This is a genomic window from Aquimarina sp. AU58 (assembly GCF_900312745.1).
In the GTDB taxonomy this organism is placed as follows: Bacteria; Bacteroidota; Bacteroidia; order Flavobacteriales; family Flavobacteriaceae; genus Aquimarina; species Aquimarina spinulae.
Map to the genome: position 1 here is coordinate 1865184 of NZ_OMPD01000014.1, position 19109 is coordinate 1884292.

The 19109-nt window shown below is 31.5% G+C and carries 25 protein-coding genes; 4 read left to right on the plus strand and 21 right to left on the minus strand.

Features of this window, described 5'->3' with window-relative positions; translation table 11 throughout:
• Nucleotides 1–192: 192 nt before the first annotated feature.
• The 9 genes from DK441_RS19495 to DK441_RS19535 form a co-directional block, all read right to left on the minus strand.
• Complete coding sequence (locus tag DK441_RS19495) at nt 193–813, minus strand: hypothetical protein (protein ID WP_235015792.1); 621 nt, start codon at nt 811–813, stop codon at nt 193–195.
• Between the two features lie 33 nt (nt 814–846).
• On the minus strand, nt 847–1545 hold the full coding sequence (locus tag DK441_RS19500) for a HupE/UreJ family protein (RefSeq protein WP_235015793.1): 699 nt from the start codon (nt 1543–1545) through the stop codon (nt 847–849).
• A gap of 5 nt (nt 1546–1550) precedes the next feature.
• A complete protein-coding gene (locus DK441_RS19505; protein WP_160112187.1) occupies nt 1551–1742 on the minus strand; it encodes a hypothetical protein in 192 nt (63 codons plus the stop codon).
• A 289-nt stretch (nt 1743–2031) separates the two neighbouring features.
• A complete protein-coding gene (locus DK441_RS19510; protein WP_109853575.1) occupies nt 2032–3363 on the minus strand; it encodes a DUF58 domain-containing protein in 1332 nt (443 codons plus the stop codon).
• 5 nt (nt 3364–3368) lie between these two features.
• Entirely contained in the window at nt 3369–4409 is a 1041-nt protein-coding gene (locus DK441_RS19515) for a MoxR family ATPase (protein WP_109852167.1), read from the minus strand.
• Between the two features lie 29 nt (nt 4410–4438).
• Entirely contained in the window at nt 4439–5650 is a 1212-nt protein-coding gene (locus DK441_RS19520; RefSeq protein ID WP_109852168.1) for a DUF4350 domain-containing protein, read from the minus strand.
• A 4-nt stretch (nt 5651–5654) separates the two neighbouring features.
• Nucleotides 5655–6404 (minus strand): DUF4129 domain-containing protein, encoded by a 750-nt coding sequence (locus DK441_RS19525; protein ID WP_109852169.1) that lies wholly within the window; start codon nt 6402–6404, stop codon nt 5655–5657.
• Nucleotide 6405: 1 nt separating this feature from the next.
• Nucleotides 6406–7278, minus strand: a complete 873-nt coding sequence (locus tag DK441_RS19530) for a hypothetical protein (RefSeq protein WP_109852170.1) — start codon at nt 7276–7278, stop codon at nt 6406–6408.
• The gene (locus DK441_RS19535; RefSeq protein WP_109852171.1) at nt 7271–8233 is read right to left on the minus strand and encodes a stage II sporulation protein M; all 963 of its coding nucleotides are present in this window, start codon (nt 8231–8233) and stop codon (nt 7271–7273) included. Before DK441_RS19535 ends, DK441_RS19530 begins: the two co-directional genes overlap by 8 nt.
• A gap of 36 nt (nt 8234–8269) precedes the next feature.
• Between DK441_RS19535 and DK441_RS19540 the strand changes: the two genes are divergently transcribed.
• Nucleotides 8270–8986, plus strand: a complete 717-nt coding sequence (locus DK441_RS19540; RefSeq protein WP_109852172.1) for an RDD family protein — start codon at nt 8270–8272, stop codon at nt 8984–8986.
• A 752-nt stretch (nt 8987–9738) separates the two neighbouring features.
• Nucleotides 9739–9900 carry a hypothetical protein gene (locus DK441_RS26745; protein ID WP_158237238.1) on the plus strand — a complete coding sequence of 54 codons (162 nt, stop codon included), beginning with the start codon at nt 9739–9741 and terminating at the stop codon, nt 9898–9900.
• A gap of 160 nt (nt 9901–10060) precedes the next feature.
• On the opposite strand, the gene DK441_RS19550 is transcribed toward DK441_RS26745, so the two are convergent.
• Nucleotides 10061–10819: a peptidylprolyl isomerase gene (locus DK441_RS19550; protein WP_109852173.1), complete on the minus strand. Its 759-nt coding sequence runs from the start codon at nt 10817–10819 to the stop codon at nt 10061–10063.
• Here DK441_RS19550 and DK441_RS19555 point away from each other — a divergent pair.
• Both DK441_RS19555 and DK441_RS19560 read left to right on the plus strand, forming a co-directional pair.
• Entirely contained in the window at nt 10813–11457 is a 645-nt protein-coding gene (locus DK441_RS19555; RefSeq protein WP_109853576.1) for a CoA pyrophosphatase, read from the plus strand. The two genes, DK441_RS19550 and DK441_RS19555, sit on opposite strands and share 7 nt — an antisense overlap.
• Before the next feature lie 42 nt (nt 11458–11499).
• Entirely contained in the window at nt 11500–12303 is an 804-nt protein-coding gene (locus tag DK441_RS19560) for a 1-acyl-sn-glycerol-3-phosphate acyltransferase (protein WP_074407826.1), read from the plus strand.
• A gap of 98 nt (nt 12304–12401) precedes the next feature.
• Here DK441_RS19560 and DK441_RS19565 read toward each other — a convergent pair whose 3' ends face one another.
• The 11 genes from DK441_RS19565 to DK441_RS19605 all read right to left on the minus strand — a co-directional run bounded on the left by DK441_RS19565 (nt 12402) and on the right by DK441_RS19605 (nt 19105).
• Nucleotides 12402–12584, minus strand: coding sequence for a hypothetical protein (locus tag DK441_RS19565; RefSeq protein ID WP_160112188.1), 183 nt, complete (start codon nt 12582–12584; stop codon nt 12402–12404).
• Nucleotides 12585–12710: 126 nt separating this feature from the next.
• A complete protein-coding gene (locus DK441_RS19570; protein WP_074407824.1) occupies nt 12711–12911 on the minus strand; it encodes a hypothetical protein in 201 nt (66 codons plus the stop codon).
• A 66-nt stretch (nt 12912–12977) separates the two neighbouring features.
• Entirely contained in the window at nt 12978–13130 is a 153-nt protein-coding gene (locus DK441_RS26750) for a hypothetical protein (protein ID WP_159099283.1), read from the minus strand.
• Nucleotides 13131–13334: 204 nt separating this feature from the next.
• Nucleotides 13335–13496 (minus strand): hypothetical protein, encoded by a 162-nt coding sequence (locus DK441_RS26755; protein ID WP_160112189.1) that lies wholly within the window; start codon nt 13494–13496, stop codon nt 13335–13337.
• A gap of 139 nt (nt 13497–13635) precedes the next feature.
• Nucleotides 13636–15258: a helix-turn-helix domain-containing protein gene (locus tag DK441_RS19575; protein WP_109852175.1), complete on the minus strand. Its 1623-nt coding sequence runs from the start codon at nt 15256–15258 to the stop codon at nt 13636–13638.
• Between the two features lie 307 nt (nt 15259–15565).
• Nucleotides 15566–16321 carry a LytTR family DNA-binding domain-containing protein gene (locus tag DK441_RS19580; protein WP_109852176.1) on the minus strand — a complete coding sequence of 252 codons (756 nt, stop codon included), beginning with the start codon at nt 16319–16321 and terminating at the stop codon, nt 15566–15568.
• Between the two features lie 91 nt (nt 16322–16412).
• On the minus strand, nt 16413–16721 hold the full coding sequence (locus tag DK441_RS19585) for a 2TM domain-containing protein (protein ID WP_109852177.1): 309 nt from the start codon (nt 16719–16721) through the stop codon (nt 16413–16415).
• A 43-nt stretch (nt 16722–16764) separates the two neighbouring features.
• A complete protein-coding gene (locus DK441_RS19590; RefSeq protein ID WP_109852178.1) occupies nt 16765–17058 on the minus strand; it encodes a 2TM domain-containing protein in 294 nt (97 codons plus the stop codon).
• Between the two features lie 21 nt (nt 17059–17079).
• On the minus strand, nt 17080–17367 hold the full coding sequence (locus DK441_RS19595) for a 2TM domain-containing protein (RefSeq protein WP_109852179.1): 288 nt from the start codon (nt 17365–17367) through the stop codon (nt 17080–17082).
• Nucleotides 17368–17406: 39 nt separating this feature from the next.
• Nucleotides 17407–17760 (minus strand): 2TM domain-containing protein, encoded by a 354-nt coding sequence (locus DK441_RS19600; RefSeq protein ID WP_235015794.1) that lies wholly within the window; start codon nt 17758–17760, stop codon nt 17407–17409.
• Nucleotides 17753–19105 carry a 2TM domain-containing protein gene (locus tag DK441_RS19605; protein ID WP_109852180.1) on the minus strand — a complete coding sequence of 451 codons (1353 nt, stop codon included), beginning with the start codon at nt 19103–19105 and terminating at the stop codon, nt 17753–17755. The genes DK441_RS19600 and DK441_RS19605 overlap by 8 nt, the downstream gene beginning before the upstream one ends.
• Nucleotides 19106–19109: the final 4 nt, after the last annotated feature.

Here is a 19109-nt window from a genome sequence, read left to right on the forward strand (position 1 = left end):
TTTTATAGTTATTTGTTTTGATGAGTCAAAAATCTATAAATCTTTGTTTGAGTACAATAAGAAATTTCTCAGTTGTCATTTTTATAGGATGAAATGTAGTTTTAAAATAACTATGTGGGATAAAGAGTTGTGAAGTTATATACTTTGTGGGTTGAAGCTGATAGTTAGGAATCCGAAATTTTATATGGAGTTTTACTTATTAAATAGTTTGTATTGCCCTTTTAATCGTATTGTTATGGTAATGTCTTCTTTGTTGTTGTTTCTGAAATACCAACCGTGTTTACCTTCAAAAGGAGCCGTAAATGTTCCTGCCATATTGTTAGAATATGCCAAAGTATAACTCTCATAAAATACATTTTTGGGAGGTTTTTCTTGTTTTACTTCTCCATGAAAATCTATATAAACAATAGCATCATTAGCAGTGCTCCATTCATATTTTATACTCCCATACTTTAATGCTTTAAACTTGTATTCTATACCTTTTCCTGCAGGAACAGTCACATTAATAGTATCATTTTGTTCTGTAAATTGTTCTGATGGTGGTGGATTGTTTGCTTCTATGGGTTTGGGTACGTTTGGCGCAGAACCTAATTTTTCTAATTTCAATTTCTTGAAATTTAATTGAGATACTGATTCTGTATCGATTGTCTCTATTTTTTCAGTATCGTCTACATACAATCTACTAAAACCAAAAAGCTTTCCCGTACCTAATGGGTCTATGTTGTATTCTGCAGGTAAAACTGCGGTTATAAGCACGGTAAGACCAATAAGCAAGGCTATAAAAATTGATTTTATAAGTTGTTTTTTATTCATTATGTGGGTATTGCTTGTTGTCATAATTTAGTGTTATGTCATAAAATATCCTGTCATTTGAAATCCAAACAATAAAAAACCTGCAGCCATGAGAATTATATTGGTAAGATTAGAGAATTTAACGTAGCTGTTATATCTTCTCCAAACCCCTAAGAGTATAAGAACTAGCCCTAAAGCTAAAAACTGTCCTATTTCTACCCCAATATTAAAACCGATTAGATTTACAAATAATCCTTCTTTATCAAACTTAAATTCTTGTAATTTGGTTGCTAGTCCAAAACCATGAAACAATCCAAAAATTAATACTGCTATTTTGGTATTGGGTTGTTTCTTAAAAAATTGTTTAAACCCTCCCAGGTTATCAAACCCCTTATATACAATCGATAACGCGATAATAGCATCTATTAAAAAAGCATTTACATTAATATCTGCCATTACACCAAGTAATAGGGTAAGACTATGACCGATCGTAAAAAAACTTACATATAATAGTATTTCTTTTGTTCTATACAAAAAGAAAATGACCCCTACCAGAAAAAGTAGGTGGTCATATCCTGTTATCATATGTTTTGCGCCAATGTATAGAAACGGACCAAAAGCAATTCCTTTATTTCCTAATAAGAAAGACTGCGTCTCATCATCGACACCATGCGCCGCGTTTGCGGTTATTGAAACCAGTACAAAGGCGAGAAATATAAAGAATGTTGTAGTGTTTTTAAACATCTTTGCCATATAGATTAATGTGCGTGTCCGTGTTCTTTTACTTGTCGGATACTATCTAATCTTGCTTTTTCAGCTTCATCAATCTTAACTTCTGGTGTTGATTCTTGAGTAGCTTCTACTTTAGCAGGATCTGTATTTTCTTCTTTTTTCTCCTTTTTCTCTGTACAAGCTCCTAAGATTGCTAAAGCCAAAACGGCTGTGATCATTGATTTTTTAATTGTCATGTTTGTGTTTTTTAGATGAGTTAATTCTAATAAGTTTCTTTTAAATTTTTGAAGTTACACTATTTAATTCACTTAATTTTTAAAACAAAAAATCATCATTTTTAGTATGTGTGATTTAACAAGTAAAATAGTGTTGCTTACATGGTAAATATAGTTTTTTTTCTAAGATTGTCACAAAGAATGTATATCTCTTAGTGGTATGAATATTCTATAAAAATAGAAAACAGAAAATAGTGATTTTATGGAAACAAAAGTTGTAAACAAGTTTTACTCACAAAAGCCCTCGCGCTTTGATCTCAAGGTATTTATTAATAGTGTTAACCGTAAGGTTTTCTGGGGTAGTTAATACCGTTTGTATCCCATGTTTTTGTAACTCTTTTACCATTACTTTTTTGTCATATGCAAATTGCTGTGCAATAGTTTGATCATAAATGGTTTGTAGATCCTCTGCATTTTGTTGAATAAGATGATCAAGTTCTGTATTCTGAAAGAAGATCACTACCAATACATGTTTTTTGGCTAAAGCCCGTAAATACGGAAGTTGCCTTTTTAAAGATGATAGATGTTCAAAATTAGTATATAATAGGAGTAAACTTCTGTGGTTTATTTGTCGTTTAACATGCGTATATAGCAATCCATAATCAGAATCAAGAAATTGGGTCTTAACATTATAAAGTGTTTCAGAAATCGTATTAATGTATGTTTTTTTTCCGCTAGACGGCAAAAAATCATTTACTGTATTAGAAAAAGATAGCATCCCGACTTTATCATGTTTTTTTAAGGCAATATTAGAAAAAGCCAGTGTACTATTAACAGCATAATCCAGAAGACTTAATTCTTTAAAAGGCATTTTCATAACACGACTAGCATCAATGATAGAATATATAGGTTGAGATTTTTCATCCTGAAATTGATTAATCATTAAGTTACCGTGTTTTGCAGAAGCTTTCCAGTTAATAGTACGAACATCATCACCGATTACATATTCTTTGATTTGCTCAAACTCCATCGTATGCCCAATACGTCGTATTTTTTTAAGTCCAATTTGAGTTAACTTATTATCAATAGCCAAAAAATCATATTTTTTCATCTGGATAAAAGAAGGATATACTTTTACCATTGCAGCTTTATCAAAACTATAACGACGTTTTGCAAAACCTATTCTGGTCATGGCATACACATATAGGTTTCCAAAAACATACTCTCCTCGTTTTACAGGGCGTAATGAGTATTCAAAATCTAAAATAGACTTAGGAGAAATACTTCCTTTTTTTAGGAAATCACGTTTTTGAAATTGCACAGGGATCTCATCGATAACCTCTACATGGGTCGTAAATTTATAATTACTTTTTATTCGTACGGGAACAGCATTAAAATCACTATTAGAAAATTTATTTGGTAAAATCCTATTGGCATGAATTCCATTTCTAGTATTATATAAAGCCACAATATCAAACAGAAAAACAATTATTAATCCCCATACCAATAACCAGACAATTGGATATATTGGAGTAAACCAGTATGATAATAAAAACAATACTGATATTAGCGTGAGTATATAAAATACTCTGGAACTTAGATATAGTGATTTTAAAAATTGAATCAAAACTAGCGTGGTATTTCTACAGATTGCAGGATCATTTCTATAACATTTTCTGTTGTCATCCCTTCCATTTCACGCTCTGGCGATAAGATCAAACGATGACGTAACACAGGGAAAAGAGATTTTTTTATATCCTCTGGGGTAACAAAATCTCTCCCGTTAATTGCAGCAAAAGCTTTTGAGGCATTCATAACAGCAATTGATGCCCGTGGGGAACCTCCTAAATATAAATGCGGATGAGTTCTGGTTTTGGTTACAATTTCGGCAATATATCCCAGGATTTTTTCTTCGATGATTACATCTTGTGTTTTTGCTTTAAATTCTAGTAATTGCTTCGGAGTAATTACCGGATCAACCATCTCTAAAGGCTTTGCTGTTTTTCTCTCATGATGAGTTTTTAAGATATTTACCTCGTCTTCAAAAGTAGGGTAATCTACCTTGATTTTAAATAAAAATCGATCTAATTGTGCTTCTGGTAAGGCATAAGTTCCTTCTTGTTCTACGGGGTTTTGAGTTGCTAATACCATAAAAGGAGGATCCATAGGATATCGAATACCATCTATAGTTACTTGTCTTTCTTCCATTACTTCAAACAAAGCTGCCTGGGTTTTGGCGGGAGCACGATTAATTTCATCAATAAGAACCATATTAGAAAAAATAGGCCCTTTTTTAAATTCAAAGTCACTTGTTTTCATATTAAGTACAGAAGTTCCTAATACATCGCTTGGCATAAGATCTGGAGTGAATTGAATTCGATTAAAATCAGTTTTTAATGTTTTTGCAAATAATTTGGCAGTTACCGTTTTTGCAACCCCAGGTACTCCTTCGATTAAAACATGACCATTAGATAACAGGGATACAATTAATAACTCGATAAAATCCTGCTGTCCCACAATTACCTTTGCTAATTCTACCTTTAGTTTTTCTACAGATTGTTGTAATTCACTAAGATCTATCCTGTTCTGAAAACTTAGGTTTTGCTCTTGAGAGGCTGTCTCAGGAGCTTGCTCCGGGTTTGTGTTGTTTTTAATTTCTTCGTTTTCCATTTATGATTCGTTTAAATGATATATCGTTTTTAAGATCGACTTTTGAATATGCTTATTAACTCATAAAGCTTTAATACATCTTCTTTTTCGATTTTCACTTTTTTATTCAGTTCATCAAAATATTTAAATAATATTTTGGTATCCTCTATACTATTATTGCTTCTGGCAGCAATATCTATTATTGTTTTTTCATTGAGTTCATTTGTCGGGATTCTAAGCACGTTACGTACATAATCCAAAAATAACAGGTTTTGCTTAGCAGCAATTTCTTTATGTTTCCTTTTTTCAAAATACATTCCGCTAATCGTCTTTGTAAAAGATAAAGTCTGATTTTTTAAAGGTTCTATAATCGGAATACTACGTTGTTTTCGTTTTCCTTCAAAAATTATAAAAAGGACTACTCCAATAAGCACAAAGTAGTATGCCCATTTGAGGTAGCGATTATTTAAAAGCAAGAAAAGTGGAGAGGTATAAAATGTTTTTCCCGATTTATAATAATTATCCCACAGTATTTTTTGATTGGGATTTATATAGGCCAAAAGGTTTTGAGTATATTGATAATTCTTGTCTGTTAGCATAAAATAATTCCCAAAGGCCTCGGGAAAAGTATGTAATAAGATTTTCCCTTTACCAAAAGATTGTTGTATATAGTTTACTTTTGGGTCTTTGACCTTTAATGTATCATTATATAATTGTGTAACTCCTAAAATAGTAGCATTTATCGTATCTAATTCATTAAAATACGGATTATAAATATCTTTATCATATAAAAAAGGAGACGGTGTTTTAAGGTTTTTATTAACCAACTCAACAAGAGGCTTAGTAGATATGTTATCTATAGATATAAGATTATCGGTCTCAATATTAAGAGTGTCTAATAATCGATTTTCTATAGTTTTTGCCGATACAAATAATGTGTTTCCGTTTTCAACCCATTTTAATAGGGTATTTAGCTCATTTTTATCAAAGTTGATCGATCCATTAACAAAAAAGTAGGTTCCGGATATAGAATCATTATCATTAAGAAACTCATAAGGAGGTTGGTTTATATCTTGTAACCCTTGGATATCAAAAGATTCCTTTATTAAATTATAGGATACAAAGGAACCCAAAGGAATTTTATCTGTCTTTGCATAACTGGGATACCAGTTTACAGGTTCGGGTTCACTAGCTTCAATATAGGTGAGTAAACCAATGGCTCCTATAATGATGATGATTAATATTTTAGAACTTTTGGTCATCACATTAACGTTGGATAAGATGGGTTATTGAAGTAAACTCTTTTTCAGCTTTCAGGTATAATTTTTCATTAACTTCAAAGCTGCCGTACCAGATAAAATCGTATAATTTGGTAATAGATTTAAATTGGAGTTGTACCGAATCGTCTGCTAACTCCTTGATATAATCCGTATTAGTTTTTTGAGCTTCCCATTGAATTAGTTCTACATCAGATAACTTTTTTAGTACGAACAGGTAATAATACCGAATTGCCAATCTATAATTTTTATGCTGTAGGGCCTGATCAATCAATTGTTGAATATCTTGATTTTGAATAATATCTTCATCTTCTGTAAGTTTTATCTGCGGAGGAAGTTGTTTTTCAAGAAGCATATCCGATGGATTTACTTTCATAAACAACCAACCTAATAAGAACAACACACCTATAATTAAAAGGTAGGGGAGTAGTCTAAAAACTACTGCCCAGAATCCGGTTACTTCTTTTGTACCGAACAACCACGAGATAAATCGATTCCAGAGTTGAGTTACCCAGTTTTTAAATTGTGTCCACCAATTATCAGGCTCTTGATATTCAGTATAATCAAAATCATCTTGTGTTTTAAACTCCTCTATTTTTTGATGATCAAACTGTGGTGCTTTTTGCTGAGAGTCGAGATCATAAACTAACTCCTGGGAATCAGATATAGCAGTACTATCCTGAACTCTTGCTGATAAGAAGAGCGGTACAAAAAATAGGACGTAGTAAAGAATTTTCAATTTATTCTGATTTACCTAAAAGATCAATTTGTTCTAAAGCGCCTGTAGCGTGTTTTCTTTCATTTAAATTATAATATATAAATGCAGTAGAAATTGCGGTGATAATATATAGTATATATTGAGCTGCTGATGATAAGGTGTTTAAGGCGATAAAAACCCAATCAACCATAGTAGATGGATCAGCCAAAGATCCTTCTGAAGCTGCAGTAAATGTTTTTGTAAAGGTATAGATTAATGCTGGAATAGAAAATACAAAGCCTATTACTCCTATAATGATAGCAATAACAAAAAGTGTGGCAAAGGTAATCCACCATTCGTTTTTTATGAGTAGGAAACTATCATTGATCGCATCAGAAATACTAGTACCCCGAAATACCAGAATTGAAAAAACCAAGCTCATAGGGACATACAAATAGATACCAGGAATAAGGCAAAGCATGAAACCAAAAAAGGTAATTAATCCCGAAAGAATTCCTAATCCGATAATATTTCCAAAATCTTTTTTTACGCCATGCAATACAACTTCAAGGTCGACATTACCTTTGTTATCTATATAGTTTTTAATATAGTGTAAAACAGTACCAAATAGTAATGCATAAAATACGAGTAAGGTTGCCAACATTGCAAAAAGAGCAATAATAAGGGTTCCCGAATTATACATCCCACCATTTCTAATACTCACCGGATCAAAAATATTCGCAGAAGAATGCGTATAATAAGCAGAAGCAAGCAAGAGTAATATAAAAGGGATTCCCGAAGTTTTTAACAAAACAGATAGTAATGATTTACCATTTTGTCGTATAAAAGCAAAAGTATCTGTTAGGATATCTCCTAATTCTCTTTTTTTCTTAAATTCTATGTAGTCGTTATTCATTTTTTAGTCTGTTATAAAGTTGTCTGGGGTAAATTACATAATAAAACAAGATTAGAGCTAGCGACCCAGATATGATTAAAATAGCCAGCCAATCAGGCATTTCTGTATGTCTGGTGACAAAGCCTTCTAAAAACCCTGCTAATATAAAAAAGGGAACTGTGCTAATCACAATTTTTAACCCAGCTTTAATTCCTTTAACAAAAGAAGTAAGTCGAGTATACGTTTTTGGAAACAAAATAGAGTTTCCTACAACCAGACCTGCACATCCTGCAATAATAATCACAGAGATTTCAATCGTACCATGAATCCATATGGTGCGAGCACTTTCCCAAAGCAATCCTTTCTCGTAGAAAAAATACTGAAAAGAGCCTAGCATTATAAAATTTTGCATAAGCATATATACGGTACCTATCCCAAACATCACTCCTAAAATAAAGCAATTAAGAGCTACTCTAATATTATTTATGGTGATACCTAAAAACATATTGGTTTCTCCCATTTGTTTGTATACTGCCATGGGGTCTTCGTTAGCAATATTTTCTAGTGTCATATTTACATAAGCATCACCTAAAATCGACCTTACAAATGCCCCGTCCGTCGCAGAAGAATATGCTCCAATAGCCGTAAATAAAGCAGAAATGAGAAATGCGATAAGTAAGTGCTTTTGATATTGATAGAATTCTAAAGGAAATTCTTTAACCCAAAAAGAATACAATCGATTTTTTTTCTCTTTTTTTGTTTTATAGATTTTTTGGTGAGCACTAGATGCCAAACCATTTAAATAATTAAGAGTTTGACTATTAGGATAAAATGTCTGAGCATAACTAAGGTGATCAGTTATCTCTATATATAAATTAGAAAGCTCATCTGGAGTTATTTGAGCATTATTAACCAGAACACTTTCAAATTTTAACCATTTATCTTTATTTTGCCTCACAAAAGCCGCCTCACGCATGTATCGAAGATTAAGAGGCTCAAAGAAACATAATTAATGGATAATTTTCAAATAGAAACTGCTCAAAATGTTAGTATACAGCAAAATGCTGCCGGAATAGGAGAGCGTATTCTAGCGTATCTCATTGATCTTTTGATTATCATAGCTTATTTTATCATAACTATATTTATGATTGGGGCATTGAGTCTCGATTTTGGAGACGAGTGGGCTTTCTGGTTAATTTTAAGTTTACCACCGTTTTTATACTTTATATTATGGGAAACATTTTGGGATGGTAAAACTCCCGGTAAAGCAACGATGAAAATAAAAGTGGCCCGTATGGATGGAGCAAGACCTGCTTTTTCGAATTACCTGGTGCGATGGCTACTTCGTTTATTAGATATTACTTTGGCATTTGGCGGTGTTGCGGTTGTTTCTATTTTATTAAACGGCAAAGGACAACGCCTGGGAGATATGGCAGCAGGTACTACTGTGATTAGTGAGCGGCAACGTGTACGATTTAACCAAACCATATTAGTCGATATTCCCGAAGACTATGTGGCCGTGTATCCCCAGGTTACTGTTTTTAGTGATGCAGAGATGCGTAAAATAAAAACTATTTATACCGAAGCAAGACGAGATGCAGATCATAATATCATTCTCGAACTTTCTAAAAAAGTAAGTGCTTTAATGGATGTTACTCCGCAAGAAAAACCATTACAATTCGTAGATCGGGTAATCGCAGATTATAATTATTATACGCAGAAGTTGTAGTTTTTGGTAGTAGATATAAGCAATAAAACTTTTAGAGTATATTGTACTAGTTCTTTATCCTTCAATTTTTGCCTTGAATTACCAATAAGAATGTAATAAAAATAGAAGTTAAGATTTATAAATTGATAAGTTAAGATTTATAAATGCTTAGTACCACACCTTTCAATACAGTATACCATTACCTTATCTTTATGACAAATAACATGTTATGATATTATAAAATATTTTCGCGAAAATAGTCGTAAAAGTTGTAAGCGACTTTAAAAAACTACCAACAAATTAATTCTTAAAACAATAATCATGTTAAAATCTATTTTAGAAATTAATGGTGTCAAATCACTAACTAGAGGTAGCCTAAAAAATATATCAGGTGGAAGAATGAGAACAGATTGTAGTATAATATTTGGTGCGTGCGATGAACAACATCCTACGAATGATGAGAAGTTTGTAAAATGCCTGAATTATAGTGGCTGTGGCCCTGCTTTCTAAGATGATAATGCCAACGGCTATAATCATAAGAGAAGTATTTAAAATTTACTTTAAAAAGCCCTTTCAAAGGGCTTTTTTCTTTTCAATAACAAGAAATAGATGTAGATAAATCTTATAGGTTTTAAATAATCCTAAATACAGCAAAACCACTTTCTTCTTTGTTTTATTCCTTCTCTTCGGTTTTTATAAAAATAGTTTCTTTTTTTGGGTAACAATTTTTTTCCTTGTTGATATGATGGTATAAATCATAAAACTTTTATAACATGAAAAAAATGAATTTTAAAAAATTAGAATTAAACAAGAAAACTATTGCACAGGTAAAAGGTGGGTTGGCACATCCTATGGGGCCGTATAAGGAACGTGTAAAGTGGGCCGTGGGAACACATAACACATGTCAATGCGAAACTATTGCTGCACCGTGCTAAATTTTTAAAAGCGGACTTAGGTCCGCTTTTTTCTTTTTGTATTGAAGTGGTTTAGACTTTTTTGATTCTGGCGAAAAATAGTAATTTTTTGATCAATTCAAGTGTTTTTTGTGCTTCATAGCAGCGCTACGAAGTAAGAACTTCATTGCTAGTATACTATTTACTTAATCACTTCAGCTTTTATAAAAATATTTTCTTTTGGCCATTCGCTGCCATCTGTAGGAACATTAGAGATTTTATCGGCCACATCCATTCCTTTTACAACTTTTCCGAAAATCGTATGCTCTCCATCCAGATGAAAAGCTCCATTTTTGGCAATTACAATAAAGAATTCGAATGGAGTTGAACGATTTGATGGATTATCTACCCATTGTTTGGATAAAGCAACGACTCCTCTGGTGTGTCTTAAACCTTTTACAGGTTCCTGCGGAATGGTATAGTCTCCAATTTCATGACGTTTGTTTGCCATTTGTTGGCGATCACTATTACCTCCCTGGATCACAAAACCTTTGGCAACACGATAGAAAAAAGTTTCATCAAAATATTTCTGTTTTACCAGGTAAATAAAATTTGCTCTATGAATAGGCGTCTTTTTGTATAATTTGATATGAATATCTCCATGTATAGTTTTTATATTAACTAATGTCTCTGGATTTTCTTTACCATAAGTAGTCAGGAATTCCTCTAGATTATTATTAGTGAGTCTAAATGGCTCTTCTTCAGTATCTTTATTTTCGTTATTAGATTTCTTTTCATTCTGCGCTGCTGTGGTATCTTCTTTTCCCTTTTTGTCATTTACAGAAATTGAATCTGTATTTGTTTTTACATCCTGTTTATTTTTCTTAGAATGTGTATCTTCACAACTAGAGAATATGAAAATAGATACGCAAAAGCATAAAATTGATTTGGTAAATGACATTTGAAACATTTAAGAATTTAATCCCAAAAATAGAAAAAATGTCAGTACCGGGAGAATCTTCCCATTTTATTATGGCTCCAGAAGCTCGTATGAAAGCATTGAATCATCTTAAAATTGAAGAGAGAAGCCCTAGAAATGCAGCGGTGATGATGTTTTTTTATCCAAAGGATAGCATAACTCATCTTGTACTGATTTTACGACCCGAATACGAAGGAGTACATTCGGGACAGATTGCATTACCAGGAGGAAAAGTAGAGATGTATGATATAAATTATACAGAGACAGCACTACGAGAAACTCATGAAGAGGTAGGAGTACAGCCTAATACTGTTACTATTATTAAATCCCTCACCAAAGTATATATCCCTCCTTCTAATTTTTGGGTACATCCGTTTTTAGGGTTTTCTGAGAGAAGACCCAATTTTATTCGCCAGAAAGAAGAAGTTGCAAAAGTTATCGAGGTTCCGCTAACAGAACTTCTTAACGAAGATAATGTTGTTTTTAAAAAATTAACTACTTCTTATGCACAGAATATAGAGGTACCTTCCTTTGAACTAAATGGTTACGTAGTTTGGGGAGCAACTGCAATGATGTTAAGTGAGCTTAAAATGCTTTTAAAGACGTCAATAGCATTATGATTTTGTATATTTGGCATTCCTAATACAACCGGTTTTCTACATATGGGATTATTTAAAAGAAATCCATTTGGACATATATTATTTTTTAAAAAATGGCTTATCCGTATTATGGGTGGGTTAACGCATAGTCGTTATAGAGGTTTTAATGAATTACAAATTGAAGGAAGCGAAATTTTTAAAAACCTTCCTGATAATAATGTGTTATTTGTTTCTAATCATCAAACTTATTTTGCTGATGTAGTAGCAATGTTTCATGTTTTTAATGCAAGTCTAAGTGGTCGTACAGACTCTATTAAGAATGTAGGGTATTTATGGCAACCTAAGCTTAATCTTTATTATGTAGCTGCAAAAGAAACGATGAGAGCCGGATTATTAGCAAGAATTCTTGCGTATGCCGGAGCTATAACTGTAGAGCGTACCTGGAGAGAGAAAGGAAAAGATGTGAATCGCCAGGTAAAAATGAGTGACATTACTAATATTTCTAGAGCATTAGATGATGGGTGGGTGATTACATTTCCGCAGGGAACTACAAAACCTTTTAAGCCTATTCGTAAAGGAACTGCTCATATTATTCGGAAATATAAACCCATAGTAATTCCTATTGTAATAGACGGTTTTAGAAGATCTTTTGATAAAAAAGGTATTCGTATTAAAAAACGAGGAATATTACAATCTATGGTGATAAAAAAACCACTGGATATTGATTATGAAAATGATTCTATCGATGATATCGTAAGTAAATTAGAGTTTGCTATAGAACAACATCCATCTTTTCTTAAAGTAATTCCGAAGGAAGAATTAGAAGCCGAGGAAGAACTTAATAAGAAAAGACAGTGGGAATACTAATCTTTTTAGTAGTTTATTACGTTCCTTGCCTCAAAAAAAGCCAAGAGATCATTCGACCTTTTGACTTTTTGTTAATTCAATATGTATGAAGAAATCTACTAGGCTATTTGGCACATTCCCCAAAAACAAAAGAATTCTTCGTGCTCAAAACCAGGTATCGAATTTAAAACATTACAGTCAGCATGATTATAACAACGCATACCTGTGTTACCTCCATTAATAGATTTTTGCTCTTTTTTATTTAAAACTTGAGCCCCTTTTAATTGCATTATTTTTTTCATTTTATTAAAAATTAGTTGTTTTATAGTAGCAAACATTTTAAGACAGTTGCAGTTTTCTGTCTATTATCCTGATAACTTCTTGTTTTTTTAATCTTTACTGGTTGTTCAAAAAATAGAACCAGATATTTAGGTAAATGAACATATAGAAAGTGTAACTATGTTTCCGTTTATTATTCTTTCTACTCCACAACTTCCTGAACAGCAATCACTATCCTCTGTACATTTTCTTGCTACATTTTGACATCCAGAAGTACCACCATGAATCGATTTCTGATGCTGTTTTTTAAGTATCGTAACTCCGTTTACTTTTAAAATTTTAAGAATCATTTTTAGTGTTTTAAATTAGAAATACAACAAAAAAACCCTAAGGATTAACCTTAGGGGAAGTGATATTTAGTCTAACTGCTCAAAACAACGTCCAAAAGAACAATGACCACTACAAAGTCTAAGACATTGATCGCCATAGTATGTACCAGCTTTGATTGTTTGTTGTTCGTTTTTGCTTAATTGAGTTGCTCCTTTTAAATCTAAAATGTTATTAAACATGATGATAAGTTTTAATTACCTACTCTGTTAGATAAGGTTTTCGGCTGCCCCTTTATCAAAATTAATCACTGCGGATATTTTGATTCTGAAACTAAAGTATGTAGCAATTAGGGGTATTAAAAATGAAGTATGGCCATTTTAAACAAAATAGCCATAAAAAAACCTGCACATTGGCTGGGTAATACATATTTTGAAAAATACTATTTACTTTTCGTGATAACAATAATCGATAATCACTCCGTTTACTTCTGCAATCTCACTTGTTAAAACACTAGTTCCACCTTCTATTTTTTTCATAGAATCTACAGAGATCCTTGCTATTGTTAACTTTTTGAGATTGATTTTTTGTGTTTTGTCTTTTTTCATTTTTAAGATGATTTGGTTAGTTATAAGCTTTTTTCTTAAGTATATAAGAGTTAAGAAAAATGTATTTCGTTAGAAATATATTTTATTCTAAGGGTTTATAACAATTACTTATGGCTAAATTGTTTAAAATAGCCATGAGTTATATACTAATTTCTGGGTCTAAATACTGTTTATCCAAACTCTTAATATAATAGGACGGATTGATCCCTGTTTTTGCTTTAAAATGTTTCACCAGCGAGTAACTACTTTTATATCCAATTTCTGCAGCAATGGATTGAATAGAAAATGACCTGAATTTTTTATCATCTTTTAATCTTTTTAGCACATATTCAATTCTAAGGTCATTGATGTAATCGGTAAAGTTTTTTTCTTTGTGAATGTTTATTATTTTGGATAAATATGTGGTATTGGTTTTTAACTTTTTTGCCATGGACCGTAAATTACATTCTAACTTTAAAAAGTATTCTTGAACTTCTAATTTTTCTAGGCCTTTAATGATCTCATTGATTTTCTGATCGTCAATAATGATTTCTTTAGACGACTCTTTCCTGTTAACTGTAGTTTGTTTATTAGATTCTAGATCATTAATTTCTTTCATTAATTTATTAAACAAAACTTTATTGGATCGTTGTTTTTTGATATATATAAAAACGATACAAGTTAGCGTCGTTAACGTGATTAAAAGAATCCAGAATATTAGGTTTTTCGCTTGCTTATCTTTGGTTTGCTTTGCCTTAAGAGTTGCTATTTCTTTTTGAAGTCTATTCGTTTCTTTTTCGTGAATAATATCTACCGTTTGATCCTTATCTTTTTGATAAGATTCATTTAGCTTAACATATTTGTTACTCCACAGATTTGCTTTTTCATGTTCTTTTTTTTCATTGTAACAATGAGCTAGTAGTAAATGAGATCTAATCGCGGGAGGTTTTAGGGAATCATTTTCTGCAAAGTTGTTTATACTATTCGTTAATACGCTAATTGCTTTATCATAAAATTCTTGCTGATAATAACAACTTGCAATGAAATAATTGGTATTGATTATGGGATAGGTCTTGTTGTTAATTTCTTGTTGAGATAGAATATCTTTTGCTTTAAATAAAAAATCTAAGGATGTATCATATTTTTTTTGGTAATAATATACCATTCCTTTTTTTATGTATAAGTCTAAAATGGCTTCTTTATATCCCAGTTCTTTGCTTATATCTAGCCCTTTTTCTATATAATATAATGTAGAATCATATTGTTCTCTATCTAGATACACCTCACTTGTAAGAATCAAAATACTAGCGTGAGCTCCTTTTTTATGAAGATTAGTATTCGGAATTAACTTGAGTGAGTGACGGGCAATTTTTAAAGCTTTGTCTAATCTATTCATTCTTTTGAGAATAACAATGAGCCCCGAATTAGCCTTAATTTCAATTTCTTTATGCCCTGTTAATTCTGTAATATCTAATGCTTTTGAATAGGCATCAAGTGCATCTTTGTTTTTTCCATCTCTAAGATGTATATGACCTTTTCTAGCATATATAATAGATAATAAAGAATCGTGATGTGATTTTTTAGCTATTTGTTCGGCCTTGTCATAATAAAACATGCTTTTTCCATAATCTTCGTTGTCGTAAAGTAACCCAGCTTGTTTAATATATGCTATAGCATCTTGACTATCATTTTCTTGAGCAGAAATACTAAAGGAGTTGAATACAAGAATATATAAAGGTAAAATAAGGTATTTGCCTAATAAAGGTTTATAGTGGATTGTCATTATGATAGAATGTGTGTTATCAAAAGTAAGTAATACTTTTATTTTTCCAGAATATTTATATCACATGCTCATAATGGTGAAAAATGAAAAGGAGATATAGAATATATTGCAGTTGCTTCTTCAATCGACCAAGAAATAGTTTAGAGGATTGCCTTTTATTTTATAAAATACTTAAAAGTGAAGTGTTCTCCTGGTGAAACAGATATGGATAGGGATACCTTTGCCAGAACAAATTAATGGATCAATTTGTGAGTTTCTGATGACAAACAATAGTTAAACCAAGAGTAAATACTACTCTTAGTCTCTATCATTCTAACCACAATTTAAAATCCTTTACTCGCTCTCTCGCTACAATAATTTCTTGTTCGTTAAAATGATTAAGTTTGATTTGTAATCTCGAATTGGTATACGATATAATATCTTGTATCGCATTTATATTGATGTAAAACTTTCTGCTTGCTCTAAAAAATTGCTGTGGATTTAATTCGTCTTCAAGAGATTCTAGAGTTGTATCGATCAGATAATTTCTATTATCTGTTGTATGCAGATATGTTCCTTTATTTTCAGAATAAAAGCATTCGATATCTTCTACCGAAAATATTTTTAAATGCTGTCCAACCTTGGTGGTAAATCGCTTTTTATACGTGCGATCCATAGGATTTATGAGCAGTTTTTTAATATCTTCAAAATCTATCTGAAGCTGTTGTTTTTGTGGTAATTGTTCCTTGTATTTTTGTACAGCAACTTCTAACTCTTCATCATCTATTGGTTTTAACAGGTAATCGATACTATTTAGCTTAAAAGCTTTGAGTGCATATTCATCATAAGCAGTCGTAAATATGATGGAACTTTTTATGGTAATTGCATCAAATATTTCAAAAGATAACCCATCACTAAGTTGAATATCCAGAAAAATTAGATCGGGATGTTCATTTGTACTAAACCACTCTATAGATTCTCGCACAGAATGTAACATGGTATGTACTTTTATATTTAGTTCACCAAGCATTCTGTTTAGACGTCTGGCAGCAGGTTTTTCATCTTCAATAATTATAATGTTCATTCTTTTATAGTTAGTTAGTTAGTTTTAAAGAGGTAAAGAATGTATCCTTAGTGTATAGCACTCCTAATTTCACACTTTGATAGTATGATTTTTATTCCCAACGTTGTTGTTCCTGATTTTGTTCCTCGTCCATGTATTCTCTAATCTTACGTTCTTCCCAGTCTTTATCAAACATAGGATTTATTCTATAGGCTTTGACTGCATGAAAAGCTAAACCAATTCCCCAACCGAATGCAGCCCATAAAAACCAAGCATAATGCCATTCATTTTGATAATAATTTAATCCGGCTAAAAATCCAATAACGATAACATAAGAGAATAGATTATTATAGAATTTTTTTAATTCTTCTACTCGTTCTTTTGCTCGTTCATATCTTTTTTCTTTATTGAAATCTTTCATAATGTATTCGTTTTATAGTTTGATACCATATTTTTTAACCTTCCTAATCATCATTTTTACCTAAAAGCAGAGATTCACCAAGAATTAGCAATCCATGAAGCAGTAAAATTATCCCCCAAAGTACTGGGATGATAAGCATGATCCTATCAAACCAACTTTTTATGATTTCTTGATTCTCTGTAGTAACCGTACTACTAAAAACCAGATATTCTCCTTTTAAGAATAATAGTGCGATATTAACAACTACAAAAATCGATAGATGATAATAAAACCTTTTCTCTTTTTGTGCCTTTATTTTGGCTAGATTAAATATGTTTTGTCTTTCAAAATCTTTCATGATGGTTTTATTTAAAAAGATTTAAAAATTCTCATTATGCATAAACTCTTTGATCTTACGTTCTTCCCAATCTTTATTATATAAAGGGTTTATTCCGTATGTTTTTATAGCATGAATGATTAAACCGATTCCCCAACCAAATGCTACCCATAAAAACCACGCATGTCTCCATTCATTTTCGTAATAATTTAATCCTGCTAGAAAACTTATGACGATGATGTAAACGGATAGTTTGGTATAGAACTTTTTTAATCCTTCTACTCGTTCTTTTGCTCGTTCATATCTTTTTACTTTTTCAAAATCTTTCATAATCACTAATTTTAAAGTTCTTGATGTTTTTTTAAAGAATTAAAATTTATCCTTGTCCATAAATTCTTTGATTTTACGTTCTTCCCAATCTTTGCTGAAAATAGATTTTTTAAAGAATTTTTTTAGAAAGAACCTTTCTCTAAATACCCATAATCCATGACCTAGTAATACAACTCCCCATACTACAGGAGTTAAAAAGGTATTCCAGAATCTCCAGTTTTTAAAACCAGAATCATTAGGATCTGCTCCAATAAATACTGTTAGTTTAGACATAAAAAACAGTAGAGCAATATTGATTACAATATACACGGCAAGGTGAGAATAGAAACCTTTTTCTTCTTCAAGTCTTTTCTTTGCTTTTTCGTAAGCTTTTTCTTCGTTATAATCATTCATGATAGCTGTCATTTGATTCGTTCATATATTTTCTGATTTTTTTCTCCTCCCAATCCTTTCCTAATACAGGGTGATATCCATAAGCTTCTGAATAATGAAAGATGAGTCCGATACCCCAACCCACAATAGGAAATATAACCCAGGGAATACCAAATCCTGTTGTTTTGTAATTTAGTACAGCCAGGCAAGGGATAACGATTACATAAGAAATCAGATTACCATAAAATTCTTTGATCTTTTGTACACGTTCTTTTGCTCTTTTATATTTTATGCTTTTTGTGTGTTCTATATTTTCTGAAATTGTCATATCTGCTGATTTTATTTGTTTTGTTAATATTGGAAGCTCTGCAATAAATGCATCTTCCGTTTTATACACCGAAAATTTTCTTTTCGTTAATAGCGCGTATCGTTGTTGTACATTTCCTAAGCCTACGCCACTGCTTTGTTTTATGACTTCTTTAGGTTGAAGATTATTTTCAACGATTAGAAAATTATCTTTTTCGTATATTTTAATATGCAGAGGGTTCTCTGGCATCACTATATTATGCTTTACAGTATTCTCAAGTAAGATTTGTAATGATAATGGTACTACTCTGGCTTCAGGGTTTAATGCTTGCTCAGGAATCTCAAAAATAATACTGTCTTCAAAGCGTAATTGTATTAAGGTCATATACGTTCGAGCAAATTTTAATTCTTCATCCACAGTGACTAATTCTTTATCTTTTTGCTCTAAAACATATCGATATACTTTTGATAATGATGTTGTAAATTTTTGTGCCATTTTTGGATTTTCCTCAATTAGAGAGGTTAATACATTAAGGCTGTTAAACAAAAAATGAGGATCTAATTGATTCTTTAATGCTGCAAATTTTGCAGAAACAGTTCCTGCTATAATCTTTTGCTCGGTAACTTTATTCTCTTGTAATGCTTTATAGAAATATACCGTATGAAAGAATAGAGAAATGATAACTGTTAGTAATAATGGAAACAGGTAATCTTTAAAAGACTGATCAATAATAAATTCTGAGCTTGTTTGGGTTTTAAGTATGACTACAGCAACAACAAACTGGCATATTGCATATCCCACCATTGTTATAATGATAGAACCTCCGGCTCCAATTAGAACCCTTTGTAACCCCTTGTTTTTCCATTCGAATTTATTATTTAAAATGCTAAAATAAAGAGAGTTTAGATAGGTTAGAATGAAACAATACATATAGGCAATGGTCCACCATTTTACAGTAAGGATTCGGTCAAAATTAAATCCATTTACTAATAAAGTTACTAATGCAACTATTGCAGAAACTACTAGTGAAACAATGGCTATTTTTTTTAAATCATTCATATAC